This is a genomic window from Vibrio sp. Isolate22 (assembly GCF_022398115.1).
GTDB lineage: Bacteria > Pseudomonadota > Gammaproteobacteria > Enterobacterales > Vibrionaceae > Vibrio.
Genome location: NZ_JAKEUW010000007.1, coordinates 128,502 through 142,364, shown reverse-complemented (window position 1 = coordinate 142,364; position 13,863 = coordinate 128,502). Strand labels below are relative to the sequence as shown.

Below are 13,863 nucleotides of genomic sequence, written 5' to 3'. Positions count from 1 at the left end.
GTGACCAATCGATAATTTATTATCGGCACAGTCAATTCATTATCATTCTGTTGGAATGATAATAGCTTTAAAATTACACAGTAGTTTTGAAGTCAGTATTCRTTGAGTCACAAAATCTTAAATTGAAGAGTTTGATCATGGCTCAGATTGAACGCTGGCGGCAGGCCTAACACATGCAAGTCGAGCGGAAACGAGTTATCTGAACCTTCGGGGAACGATAACGGCGTCGAGCGGCGGACGGGTGAGTAATGCCTAGGAAATTGCCTTGATGTGGGGGATAACCATTGGAAACGATGGCTAATACCGCATAATGCCTACGGGCCAAAGAGGGGGACCTTCGGGCCTCTCGCGTCAAGATATGCCTAGGTGGGATTAGCTAGTTGGTGAGGTAATGGCTCACCAAGGCGACGATCCCTAGCTGGTCTGAGAGGATGATCAGCCACACTGGAACTGAGACACGGTCCAGACTCCTACGGGAGGCAGCAGTGGGGAATATTGCACAATGGGCGAAAGCCTGATGCAGCCATGCCGCGTGTATGAAGAAGGCCTTCGGGTTGTAAAGTACTTTCAGTTGTGAGGAAGGGGGTGTCGTTAATAGCGGCATCTCTTGACGTTAGCAACAGAAGAAGCACCGGCTAACTCCGTGCCAGCAGCCGCGGTAATACGGAGGGTGCGAGCGTTAATCGGAATTACTGGGCGTAAAGCGCATGCAGGTGGTTCATTAAGTCAGATGTGAAAGCCCGGGGCTCAACCTCGGAACTGCATTTGAAACTGGTGAACTAGAGTACTGTAGAGGGGGGTAGAATTTCAGGTGTAGCGGTGAAATGCGTAGAGATCTGAAGGAATACCAGTGGCGAAGGCGGCCCCCTGGACAGATACTGACACTCAGATGCGAAAGCGTGGGGAGCAAACAGGATTAGATACCCTGGTAGTCCACGCCGTAAACGATGTCTACTTGGAGGTTGTGGCCTTGAGAGCGGAGACGCAGGTGTGCCTTCGGGAGCTCTGAGACAGGTGCTGCATGGCTGTCGTCAGCTCGTGTTGTGAAATGTTGGGTTAAGTCCCGCAACGAGCGCAACCCTTATCCTTGTTTGCCAGCGAGTAATGTCGGGAACTCCAGGGAGACTGCCGGTGATAAACCGGAGGAAGGTGGGGACGACGTCAAGTCATCATGGCCCTTACGAGTAGGGCTACACACGTGCTACAATGGCGCATACAGAGGGCKGCAAACTTGCGAGAGTGAGCGAATCCCAAAAAGTGCGTCGTAGTCCGGATTGGAGTCTGCAACTCGACTCCATGAAGTCGGAATCGCTAGTAATCGTAGATCAGAATGCTACGGTGAATACGTTCCCGGGCCTTGTACACACCGCCCGTCACACCATGGGAGTGGGCTGCAAAAGAAGTGGGTAGTTTAACCTTTCGGGGAGGACGCTCACCACTTTGTGGTTCATGACTGGGGTGAAGTCGTAACAAGGTAGCCCTAGGGGAACCTGGGGCTGGATCACCTCCTTATACGAAGATATTCACGATAAGTGTCCACACAGATTGATACGGTTTAAAAAAAAAGAGTTGAAGAACTCCCAAGTTCTTCGAAGTTTGTTTCTACTTTTTAAAGTGGAGATAAATTAGCAGTGTCCCGTTCGTCTAGAGGCCTAGGACACCGCCCTTTCACGGCGGTAACAGGGGTTCGACTCCCCTACGGGATACCATTGGGTCGTTAGCTCAGTTGGTAGAGCAGTTGACTTTTAATCAATTGGTCGCAGGTTCGAATCCTGCACGACCCACCATTCTTTCTCCACGAAGGAATTAAAACTTTTCGTGGGCGATTAGCTCAGTTGGGAGAGCACCTGCCTTACAAGCAGGGGGTCACTGGTTCGAGCCCGGTATCGCCCACCATCTTTAAGCGCATTTGCTAAGTGTTCTTAAAAATGGTTTTCGTTAGAAAATCTGCTCTTTAACAATTTGGAAAGCTGACTGATTAACTCTAAGAGTTAATCAAATTAAAAGTTCTCAATGTTTATCTGCTCCTATTTATTAAGAACAGTAAACACAACACAAACACATTCAAGTGTCTTGTATTCGATTCGAACTTGTTTGAATCACATTGAGTCCRGCAAACACGTAATAAGAATTAACCCTTCTTGTTACAACCAAAAACCTTGGTTGCTGTTTTGTCTTCACTTTTTAAAAGTGAAAGCAAACGCCATACATAAGACCTCTTCGGGTTGTATGGTTAAGTGACTAAGCGTACACGGTGGATGCCTTGGCAGTCAGAGGCGATGAAGGACGTATTAACTTGCGATAAGCCCAGATTAGACAGTAAAAGTCATTTGAGTCTGGGATTTCCGAATGGGGAAACCCACTTACATAAGTAAGTATCTTGTTGTGAATACATAGCAACAAGAGGCAAACCGGGGGAACTGAAACATCTAAGTACCCCGAGGAAGAGAAATCAACCGAGATTCCGAAAGTAGCGGCGAGCGAAATTGGATTAGCCCTTAAGCTTTTAATGAGACAGACGAAGGCTCTGGAAAGTGCYGCAATAAAGGGTGATAGCCCCGTAGTCGACATCTCATCATCAGTGAAAACGAGTAGGGCGGGACACGTGATATCCTGTCTGAATATGGGGGGACCATCCTCCAAGGCTAAATACTACTGACTGACCGATAGTGAACCAGTACCGTGAGGGAAAGGCGAAAAGAACCCCTGTGAGGGGAGTGAAATAGAACCTGAAACCGTGTACGTACAAGCAGTAGGAGCACCTTCGTGGTGTGACTGCGTACCTTTTGATCTCATCATCAGTGAAAACGAGTAGGGCGGGACACGTGATATCCTGTCTGAATATGGGGGGACCATCCTCCAAGGCTAAATACTACTGACTGACCGATAGTGAACCAGTACCGTGAGGGAAAGGCGAAAAGAACCCCTGTGAGGGGAGTGAAATAGAACCTGAAACCGTGTACGTACAAGCAGTAGGAGCACCTTCGTGGTGTGACTGCGTACCTTTTGTATAATGGGTCAGCGACTTAATTTTAGTAGCAAGGTTAACCGTTTAGGGGAGCCGTAGGGAAACCGAGTCTTAACTGGGCGTACAGTTGCTAGGATTAGACCCGAAACCAGGTGATCTAGCCATGGGCAGGTTGAAGGTTGAGTAACATCAACTGGAGGACCGAACCGACTAATGTTGAAAAATTAGCGGATGACTTGTGGCTAGGGGTGAAAGGCCAATCAAACCTGGAGATAGCTGGTTCTCCCCGAAAGCTATTTAGGTAGCGCCTCGGACGAATACTACTGGGGGTAGAGCACTGTTAAGGCTAGGGGGTCATCCCGACTTACCAACCCTTTGCAAACTCCGAATACCAGTAAGTACTATCCGGGAGACACACGGCGGGTGCTAACGTCCGTCGTGGAGAGGGAAACAACCCAGACCGCCAGCTAAGGTCCCAAAGTATAGCTAAGTGGGAAACGATGTGGGAAGGCTCAGACAGCCAGGATGTTGGCTTAGAAGCAGCCATCATTTAAAGAAAGCGTAATAGCTCACTGGTCGAGTCGGCCTGCGCGGAAGATGTAACGGGGCTAAGCTATACACCGAAGCTGCGGCTACGYACTTATGTGCGTGGGGTAGGGGAGCGTTCTGTAAGCCGTTGAAGGTGGTCTGTAAGGGCTGCTGGAGGTATCAGAAGTGCGAATGCTGACATGAGTAACGATAAAGGGAGTGAAAAACTCCCTCGCCGGAAGACCAAGGGTTCCTGTCCAACGTTAATCGGGGCAGGGTAAGTCGACCCCTAAGGCGAGGCCGAAAGGCGTAGTCGATGGGAAACGGGTTAATATTCCCGTACTTCTTACAATTGCGATGGGGGGACGGAGAAGGCTAGGTGGGCCTGGCGACGGTTGTCCAGGTTCAAGTACGTAGGCGGAARRKTTAGGTAAATCCGGCTCTTTSTTAACGCTGAGATACGATGTCGAGCYACTACGGTRGTGAAGTCATTGATGCCATGCTTCCAGGAAAAGCCTCTAAGCTTCAGATTGTAAGGAATCGTACCCCAAACCGACACAGGTGGTCGGGTAGAGAATACCAAGGCGCTTGAGAGAACTCGGGTGAAGGAACTAGGCAAAATGGTACCGTAACTTCGGGAGAAGGTACGCTCTTATCAGTGAAGTCCCTTGCGGATGGAGCAGACGAGAGTCGCAGATACCAGGTGGCTGCAACTGTTTATTAAAAACACAGCACTGTGCAAAATCGTAAGATGACGTATACGGTGTGACGCCTGCCCGGTGCCGGAAGGTTAATTGATGGGGTTAGACTTCGGTCGAAGCTCTTGATCGAAGCCCCGGTAAACGGCGGCCGTAACTATAACGGTCCTAAGGTAGCGAAATTCCTTGTCGGGTAAGTTCCGACCTGCACGAATGGCGTAATGATGGCCACGCTGTCTCCACCCGAGACTCAGTGAAATTGAAATCGCTGTGAAGATGCAGTGTACCCGCGGCTAGACGGAAAGACCCCGTGAACCTTTACTACAGCTTGGCACTGAACATATGATGGGGTTAGACTTCGGTCGAAGCTCTTGATCGAAGCCCCGGTAAACGGCGGCCGTAACTATAACGGTCCTAAGGTAGCGAAATTCCTTGTCGGGTAAGTTCCGACCTGCACGAATGGCGTAATGATGGCCACGCTGTCTCCACCCGAGACTCAGTGAAATTGAAATCGCTGTGAAGATGCAGTGTACCCGCGGCTAGACGGAAAGACCCCGTGAACCTTTACTACAGCTTGGCACTGAACATTGACCCTACATGTGTAGGATAGGTGGGAGACTTTGAAACCGCGTCGCYAGATGTGGTGGAGTCGTCCTTGAAATACCACCCTTGTAGTGTTGATGTTCTAACGTTGGTCCCTGAATCGGGRTTACGGACAGTGCCTGGTGGGTAGTTTGACTGGGGCGGTCTCCTCCCAAAGAGTAACGGAGGAGCACGAAGGTGGGCTAAWCACGGTTGGACATCGTGAGGTTAGTGCAATGGCATAAGCCCGCTTGACTGCGAGAATGACAATTCGAGCAGGTGCGAAAGCAGGTCATAGTGATCCGGTGGTTCTGAATGGAAGGGCCATCGCTCAACGGATAAAAGGTACTCCGGGGATAACAGGCTGATACCGCCCCTTGATGGGGTTAGACTTCGGTCGAAGCTCTTGATCGAAGCCCCGGTAAACGGCGGCCGTAACTATAACGGTCCTAAGGTAGCGAAATTCCTTGTCGGGTAAGTTCCGACCTGCACGAATGGCGTAATGATGGCCACGCTGTCTCCACCCGAGACTCAGTGAAATTGAAATCGCTGTGAAGATGCAGTGTACCCGCGGCTAGACGGAAAGACCCCGTGAACCTTTACTACAGCTTGGCACTGAACATTGAMCCTACATGTGTAGGATAGGTGGGAGACTTTGAAACCGCGTCGCYAGATGTGGTGGAGTCGTCCTTGAAATACCACCCTTGTAGTKTTGATGTTCTAACGTTGGTCCCTGAATCGGGATTACGGACAGTGCCTGGTGGGTAGTTTGACTGGGGCGGTCTCCTCCCAAAGAGTAACGGAGGAGCACGAAGGTGGGCTAAWCACGGTTGGACATCGTGWGGTTAGTGCAATGGCATAAGCCCGCTTGACTGCGAGAATGACAATTCGAGCAGGTGCGAAAGCAGGTCATAGTGATCCGGTGGTTCTGAATGGAAGGGCCATCGCTCAACGGATAAAAGGTACTCCGGGGATAACAGGCTGATACCGCCCAAGAGTTCATATCGACGGCGGTGTTTGGCACCTCGATGTCGGCTCATCACATCCTGGGGCTGAAGTCGGTCCCAAGGGTATGGCTGTTCGCCATTTAAAGTGGTACGCGAGCTGGGTTTAGAACGTCGTGAGACAGTTCGGTCCCTATCTGCCGTGGGCGTTGGAAAATTGAAGGGGGCTGCTCCTAGTACGAGAGGACCGGAGTGGACGAACCTCTGGGAACCTGTACTAATTGCCCGTGAGGCTTAACCATACAACACCCAAGGGGTTTTGATGGACTCAAAGATACAAACGCTTGAATGAGTTTGAAGAGAACAGAAACAGCTTTCCGAATTTTAAAATTTGCTTGGCGACCATAGCATTGTGGACCCACCTGATTCCATGCCGAACTCAGAAGTGAAACACAATAGCGCCGATGGTAGTGTGGGGCTTCCCCATGTGAGAGTAGGACATCGCCAGGCTTTAATTTTGTTATTTGCATAGCAAATAACAACCTCAACAGTACACGAATCTGTTGATGACAGTTTGTTGGAGGGATGGCTGAGTGGTCGAAAGCACCGGTCTTGAAAACCGGCAACCGTTAATAGCGGTTCTAGGGTTCAAATCCCTATCCCTCCACCACCATTAGAAAGCCCGCTGAGAAATCAGCGGGCTTTTTTCTTATCTGCGATATATAAATAAAAAAGGGAAGAGCACTAACGTGCTCTTCCCTTCTTAGTATTGAAAGCAGTGACAACTAGTCCGCTAAATACTTACCTTCTGCGACTTGCCAGAACGCTCGAATTAGAGGGTTATCTAGCTGTGCTCGCTTACAACATACGCCTAACTCAAATGGCTTGATGGGCTCGATCTTTAAGCGGCTTACTTTATCTCTTACAGGACTGTTGTTTATCACCACATCAGGTGCGATACCAACCCCACACCCTAGCGCTACCATACTTACAATTGCCTCATGACCTGATACTTGAGCATAAATGTTGGGTTTAATCTTCATCTTCTTAAACCATGCATTAGCACGCTCACGAGCTGTACCCGCTTCAGGGATGATAAAAGGGACTTCATTCCAGTTTGGCTTGTCAGATTGCAGCTGTTGAGTAAAGCTACTGACACCAGATGGGATGATGACAGATAGTGGTATATCACTAATGGTTTCGAATTCTAACCTTGAAGGGAGGATGTCTGGCTTCGCTGAAATCGCGATATCCGCTTCGTCATTTAATATCTTATCGATAGACTGAGCTGGATCGCCTGTAGAAAGCTTGAATTCGATATATGGATGAATAGCTCTGAACTCGGTAATTAGCTCAGGAAGGTGGCTATAGCTTGCAGTCACGGAGCAAAATATCCTGATCTCACCCTTTAGCTCTTGCTCACCGCCTTTTAGGTGAAGATTATATTGCTGCCACTCTCCAACAATGCTCAACGCTACTGGTAATAGGTGTTTCCCTGCTGGAGTGAGGTCAACACTTCGGTTGTCCCTGATAAGCAGTTCCTGTCCTGTTTCTTCCTCAAGCTTTTGTACCTGACGGCTCAGTGCTGAAGGGCTGACATGCATAGCCGCAGCAGTTTTGCTGAAACTCTTGCTATCACATAAATGTATAAATAATTGTAGAGATTTTATGTTCATGTTCTGTGATCGTTTCCATGTTGCATTTATTGCAATAACTAATTGTGAATATATCACTTTCAGCAACGGAGTGTCTGTTTTAGTATGATGTCATTCGATAGAGAGATATCGACCTTACGGACTTATTTTTAAAGGAGTGCCTCAAATGGCTAACTATTTCAATACATTAAACCTTCGTGAACAACTAGACCAACTAGGTCGTTGCCGTTTCATGGATCGTGAAGAATTTGCGACAGAAGCTGAATACCTTGAAGGTAAGAAAATCGTAATTGTTGGTTGTGGTGCTCAAGGCCTTAACCAAGGTCTAAACATGCGTGATTCAGGCCTAAACGTAGCTTACGCTCTACGTCAGGCTGCGATTGACGAGCAACGTCAGTCTTACAAAAACGCAAAAGAGAACGGTTTTGAAGTAGACAGCTACGAGAAGCTAATTCCTGAAGCGGATCTAGTAATCAACCTAACTCCAGACAAACAACACACTAACGTAGTTGAAACCGTAATGCCTCTAATGAAAGAAGGCGCTGCACTAGGTTACTCACATGGCTTCAACGTAGTTGAAGAAGGTATGCAAATCCGTAAAGACCTAACGGTTGTAATGGTTGCACCTAAGTGTCCAGGTACTGAAGTACGTGAAGAGTACAAGCGTGGTTTTGGTGTACCAACACTAATCGCTGTTCACCCAGAGAATGACCCTAAGGGTGAAGGTTGGGATATCGCTAAAGCTTGGGCTGCTGGTACAGGTGGTCATCGCGCAGGTTGTCTAGAGTCTTCTTTCGTTGCTGAAGTTAAATCTGACCTTATGGGTGAGCAAACAATTCTTTGTGGCATGCTACAAGCTGGTTCTATTGTATCTTATGAGAAGATGGTTGCTGACGGTATCGATCCAAGCTACGCAGGTAAGCTTCTACAATACGGTTGGGAAACGATCACTGAAGCGCTTAAGTTTGGTGGCGTAACACACATGATGGACCGTCTATCTAACCCAGCTAAAATCAAAGCGTTTGAGCTTTCTGAAGAGCTAAAAGACCTAATGCGTCCGCTTTACAACAAGCACATGGATGACATCATTCAAGGTGAATTCTCTAGCACTATGATGGCTGACTGGGCAAACGACGATGCTAACCTACTAGGCTGGCGTGAAGAGACAGGCGGAACAGCATTCGAAAACTACCCTGCTTCTGATCTAGAAATCTCAGAGCAAGAGTACTTCGACAACGGTATCTTACTTGTTGCTATGGTTCGTGCGGGTGTTGAGCTAGCGTTCGAAGCAATGACAGCATCTGGCATCATCGATGAGTCTGCATACTACGAGTCTCTACATGAGCTTCCACTAATCGCAAACACGGTTGCTCGTAAGCGTCTATACGAAATGAACGTAGTAATCTCTGATACAGCTGAATACGGTAACTACCTATTTGCTAACGTAGCAACACCACTACTACGTGAGAAGTTCATGCCTTCAGTATCAACAGACGTAATCGGTAAAGGCTTAGGTGAAACATCTAACCAAGTAGATAACGCTCGTCTAATTGAAGTAAACGAAGCTATCCGTAACCACCCAGTTGAGTACATCGGTGAAGAGCTACGTGCTTACATGAGCGACATGAAGCGCATTGCAGTAGGCGGTTAATTTCTTAACTCGATAGCATCGAAAAAATTTAAAGAGCTCCAAAAACTGGAGTCATAAATAAAAACACAACATCTAATTAAAAGGCTTGGTCGCCGTTGACCAAGCCTTTTTGTTTATTTGGGAAACGGGCTGCGCAATCTAGAGCTGATTCCCCAAAGTTCGAGTGCATAAAAAAGGGCTGACGTTTTCACGCCAGCCCTCTTATCTTTTCTTGCTTAAGTGCTTACTTGTCTGCAAGTTTAGCTTCTAGCTCTGCAAGCTTTTGTTCCATTTCAGTCAGCTTTTGACGAGTGCGTAGTAGTACTTGAGTCTGAACATCAAACTCTTCACGGCTTACAACATCTAGTTTGTTTAGCTGGCCTTGGATAACTTGGCGAACTTTCTGGTCTACGTCTGAACCCAGTTCTTTCACTGGTTGAGGCATAGAGTCGTGGATCTGCTTAGCAATTTGCTCTAGTTTTTTTGGATCAAACATATCGATTAAAACTCCTGACTATTTATCACTATTCTATTTAATCACACTTGAGATGTCGCCTATCGCGTATAAAAAAAGGCCACCGAAGTAGCCTTTTTGATTGTTTTACGACATAGCGATTACTTGTTATCTGCTAATTCTCTGTGTGCTGCTTTTGCTTCATCGACGCGAGCTAGTTTTTCTAGATCTTTGTCTTCAACAAATACAGGAAGAGGTTTGTGCTTTTCAGCTAGGTAGCTGTAAATCACAGGCAGTACAAATAGCGTAAAGATAGTACCAATCGCTAGACCAGCAACGATTACGATACCAATACTAAAGCGCTGAGCTGCACCCGCACCACTTGCGTACATCAGTGGTATTAGACCAGCGATCATCGCAGCTGTTGTCATCAGAATTGGACGAAGACGAACCTTCGCAGCTTCCATTACCGCTTCAATACGAGTCTTGTGGTGATGCAACTGTTCTTCTTTTGCAACCTCACAGATCAAGATACCGTGCTTAGTAATCAAGCCGACCAGCGTGATCAAACCTACTTGCGAGTAAATGTTCATCGTTGCTGCGCCCCAAGCTAGAGCAATTAGGGCACCACAGATCGCCAGTGGTACAGATACCATGATAACCAATGGGTCTTTTAGAGATTCGAATTGAATCGCCAGTACCAAGAAGATGATTGCTAGCGCCAAACCAAAGGTTGCGTAAAGTGCGCTACCTTCTGTTACGTATTGACGAGCTTCACCCATGTAATCGTGGTTGTAGCCACTTGGTAGCTTGTTCGTTGCCGTATCTTCAAACCATGCAATCGCATCACCCATCGCTGCGCCTGGAGCTGGTACAGCACCAATCGTTGCTGAGTTCAATTGGTTGAAGTGAGGAAGAGAGCGAGGCTCTGCCACAACATCAATCGTAATTAAACTGCCCAGTGGTACTGCTCTACCATCTGCAGCACGCACGTAGTAGTTATTCATCGATTCAGGGTTCAAACGGAACTTACGCTCTACTTGAGGGATAACCTCATAAGAACGACCGTTTAAGTCGATACGGTTTACGTAGCCATCAGACATCATAGTACCAAGTGTGATACCGATATCTTGCATGGTCACACCGTATGCGCCTGCTTTGTCTTTATCGATGTGTACTTTCATCGTTGCTGAGTCGTAGTTCAGATCTAGATCTGAGTAAACGAACAGCGGGTTCGATGCTACATCAGCCAAAATGTCAGTAGTGATTTGGAACAAGCTCTCAAAACTGTTTGGTGTTGTAATAACAAACTGAATTGGAAGACCTGAACCTGCACCTGGTAGTTCTGGCATTTGGAACGCCGTTACTGCCATACCTGGAACATCTTTAACTAAACCACCAACGCGGTTTGCTACGTCTGATTGGCTCGCCTCACGCTCACTCCATGGAACCATAGATGCAATACCAAACGCTTGGTTTGCATTTGGCACACCAGTAAACACCTGTGCGTACGCTACTTCTGGCTGATCAGACAGAATGGTGTTCACGTCGTTCATGGTATTTTGCATGAAGTCTAAGTTCGCATTTGATGGTGCTGTACCCATCAGCATGATCACACCTTTATCTTCAGAAGGTGCTAACTCACTTGGGATAAACTTAAACAGCATCGGCAAGCTTGCAAATACGATAACCGCAAAGCCAATGAATACTGGGCGATGGTTCATTACCGCACCAAGCATGCGCTCGTAACGGTTAGTCATACCATCCAGTACGCTATGTACTTTTTGTTCAAACTTGCTTGGCTCTGCATGAGCTTTTAGCATTTTTGAACACATCATTGGCGATAGCGTTAATGCCACGATACCGGATACAAATACTGAACCGGCTAGGGTTAGCGCAAACTCTTTAAATAGTGAGCCTGTGATACCACCCATCATCGCGATCGGAGCGTATACCGCGCCTAGCGTTAGTGTCATTGCAATAACGGGTACCGCAATTTCACGAGTACCGATGATTGCAGCACGGAAAGGGGACTCCCCGAGCTTGATATGTCGGTCGACGTTCTCTAGTACTACGATCGCATCATCTACCACCAGGCCGATGGCGAGTACCATTGCCAGTAGCGTCATCAGGTTCCAAGAGAAGCCCATCGCCTGCATTACCATTGCCACACCAATCAAAGACAGTGGGATAGTAACGATAGGGATCAGTACCGCACGGAAAGAACCTAGGAACAAGGTAATTACAACCAGTACGATTAATGCTGCTTCAAGGATGGTTTTGATAACCTCTTGAATCGATTCGTTAATCGCAATCGTTGAGTCGTACATTACGTTCATTGAGATGTTACTTGGTAGGTTCTTCTCTAGCTGAGGAAGAAGCTCAAGAACATCGGCTGCAATGTTGATCGGGTTAGCGCTTGGTGCCGCGTTAATCGCTGCAACAACCGCTTCCTGACCGTTCGCACTTGCACGGTACACATCGTGGCTTTTCTCTAGAGAAACCTTAGCAATGTCAGATAGACGGATGATTTCGCCTTCACCGCTTCGTACTACAAGATTCTCTAGCTCTTCAACGTTAGATACTTGGGTATCAGCACTGCCGTTGTAGAGAACGAACTCACCCGTTGCCTGACCCGTTGCCGATTGGTAGTTGTTGGCATTCAGTACCGACATCACATCGCTAGCGGTTAGATCAACTGCCGCCATTTTTGACGGGTCTAGCCATACGCGTAGTGCGTATTTCATACCACCGTATAGGTCAACCTTCGATACACCGTTTACCGTAAATAGCTGCGGGTTGATTACTCGCTCTAGATAATCGGTAATTTGGCTCGACACCAACTCATCACTAGTAAAACCAATGTAGAGTACCGCTGTCGTTGAACCGGTCGACATGGTTACAGTTGGATCTTCCGCTTCTTTTGGAAGCTGAGATCGAACTGAGTTTGTCTTCGCTAATATGTCAGACAGCGCTGCATTCGGGTCAGTGTTCAACTTCATGTTAACGGTAATTGTTGAGCTACCGAGTACAGAAGATGAAGTCATATAATCGATGTTATCCGCTTGTGCCACAGCCTGTTCGAGGGGCTGGGTGATAAAGCCTTGGATAAGATCGGCACTTGCACCGTAGTAACTCGTGGTCACGGTTACGACGGTATTCGTCATTTCAGGGTATTCACGCACCTGCATTTTGAAGATTGCTTGTAAGCCAAGCAGCGCAATCAAAAAGCTGATGGATACCGCTAGAACTGGACGTTTAATAAAAACATCAGTAAAGCGCATTATGCCTCCAGTTACAGCTTAGGTGTTTCTGATGGTGGTGTGATTGCATCACTTTCCACAACCTTAACTTTGGCACCGTTACTTAGACGTACTTGGCCAGAAGTCACAACCGTATCGCCTGCTTTAACACCTTCAAGGATGTGTGCAATATCAGCGGTACGCTCACCTACTTTTACAACTTGCTGAGAAACGCGTTTAACGCCGTCTTCTTCAGTTAGGATGTAAACATTGTCGCCGTATAGAGTGAAAGTAATCGCTGTTTGAGGCAGAGTTACTTGGTTCTCTAATTTAGGCAGAATGATGTTAGCGCGAGCGAACATGCCGCTACGAAGTTTGCCATCATTGTTTGGAATGTCTGCTTGAACTTGAATTAGACCACTTTGCACACTTACTGCTGGTTCAATAGCACTGATCGAGCCCTCAAATGGGATTTCAGGGTAAGCGTCAACGAAGATATCAACTGCTTGACCCACACTGATGCGAGAGATGTCAGTTTGAGAAACCGTGAAGCGTAGGCGCATTACACTAGTGTCTTCTAGACGAACAATATCAGTACCTGATTGTAGGTATTGGCCTAGGTAAACATTACGGATACCAACGGTACCATCGAATGGTGCGCGAATTTCACGACGATCGATAGACGCTTTTAGACTTTCAATATCAGCTGAAAGAGAGAAGTAGTTAGCTTCTGCTTCATCGTAAGCCTCTTTAGAGATAGAGCCTTTCTTGAATAGACCTTGGTAACGCTTGTACTTAGCTTTTGCTGCAGGTAAGCGAGCTTCAGAACTCTTAAGGTTCGCTTTCTCTACATCTGAATCAAGGCGAACGAGTAGTTGATCGCTCTTAACTTCAGTACCTGATTCAAAAGAAATTTGGTCGATTACACCGCTAGTTTCGTTTGCTAGCGTGACACCTTGGTTTGGTTCAATGAAGCCGATAGCTTCAATAACCGGAACCCAATCGATCGGCTGAACTTCAGTAACCGTTACTGGAAATTCTGGTTCAGGGCGGTTTGCCATGTACTCAGCAATTTTTTGTTGTTTGAACATGTTAAACCCAATAACGCTGCCGAAAAGTAATACAGCGATGAGTAACATGAAGAAAGTCCACTTTTTCATTA

The 13,863-nt window shown here is 47.2% G+C and carries 5 protein-coding genes, 4 tRNA genes, 1 rRNA gene and 1 other annotated feature; of the genes, 6 read left to right on the top strand and 4 right to left on the bottom strand.

The window, feature by feature from the left end:
- Nucleotides 1-119 precede the first annotated feature (119 nt).
- The 5 genes from L1D55_RS06885 (at nucleotide 120) to L1D55_RS06865 (ending at nucleotide 6,390) form a co-directional block, all read left to right on the top strand.
- Nucleotides 120-1,512: ribosomal RNA gene (locus L1D55_RS06885) — 16S ribosomal RNA — on the top strand.
- Nucleotides 1,513-1,633: 121 nt separating this feature from the next.
- Nucleotides 1,634-1,709, top strand: a tRNA-Glu gene (locus L1D55_RS06880).
- A 2-nt stretch (nucleotides 1,710-1,711) separates the two neighbouring features.
- Nucleotides 1,712-1,787, top strand: a tRNA-Lys gene (locus L1D55_RS06875).
- Nucleotides 1,788-1,820: 33 nt separating this feature from the next.
- Nucleotides 1,821-1,896: transfer RNA gene (locus L1D55_RS06870), tRNA-Val, on the top strand.
- Nucleotides 1,897-2,231: 335 nt separating this feature from the next.
- Nucleotides 2,232-6,230: a sequence feature (most likely nonfunctional fraction of RNA operon), on the top strand.
- Between the two features lie 69 nt (nucleotides 6,231-6,299).
- A tRNA-Ser gene (locus tag L1D55_RS06865) sits at nucleotides 6,300-6,390 on the top strand.
- A gap of 115 nt (nucleotides 6,391-6,505) precedes the next feature.
- Here L1D55_RS06865 and ilvY read toward each other — a convergent pair.
- Nucleotides 6,506-7,396: an HTH-type transcriptional activator IlvY gene (gene ilvY, locus L1D55_RS06860; RefSeq protein ID WP_128162494.1), complete on the bottom strand. Its 891-nt coding sequence runs from the start codon at nucleotides 7,394-7,396 to the stop codon at nucleotides 6,506-6,508.
- Between the two features lie 145 nt (nucleotides 7,397-7,541).
- Between ilvY and ilvC the strand changes: the two genes are divergently transcribed.
- Nucleotides 7,542-9,026, top strand: coding sequence for a ketol-acid reductoisomerase (gene ilvC, locus L1D55_RS06855; RefSeq protein ID WP_239916948.1), 1,485 nt, complete (start codon nucleotides 7,542-7,544; stop codon nucleotides 9,024-9,026).
- Nucleotides 9,027-9,249: 223 nt separating this feature from the next.
- Here the strand turns inward: ilvC and L1D55_RS06850 are convergent, their stop codons facing one another.
- From L1D55_RS06850 to L1D55_RS06840, 3 genes are all read right to left on the bottom strand, one after another.
- Nucleotides 9,250-9,501, bottom strand: a complete 252-nt coding sequence (locus L1D55_RS06850) for an accessory factor UbiK family protein (protein WP_004740921.1) — start codon at nucleotides 9,499-9,501, stop codon at nucleotides 9,250-9,252.
- Nucleotides 9,502-9,620: 119 nt separating this feature from the next.
- Nucleotides 9,621-12,743 (bottom strand): multidrug efflux RND transporter permease subunit, encoded by a 3,123-nt coding sequence (locus L1D55_RS06845; RefSeq protein WP_128162488.1) that lies wholly within the window; start codon nucleotides 12,741-12,743, stop codon nucleotides 9,621-9,623.
- Nucleotides 12,744-12,754: 11 nt separating this feature from the next.
- Nucleotides 12,755-13,861 (bottom strand): efflux RND transporter periplasmic adaptor subunit, encoded by a 1,107-nt coding sequence (locus tag L1D55_RS06840; RefSeq protein ID WP_128162486.1) that lies wholly within the window; start codon nucleotides 13,859-13,861, stop codon nucleotides 12,755-12,757.
- Nucleotides 13,862-13,863: the final 2 nt, after the last annotated feature.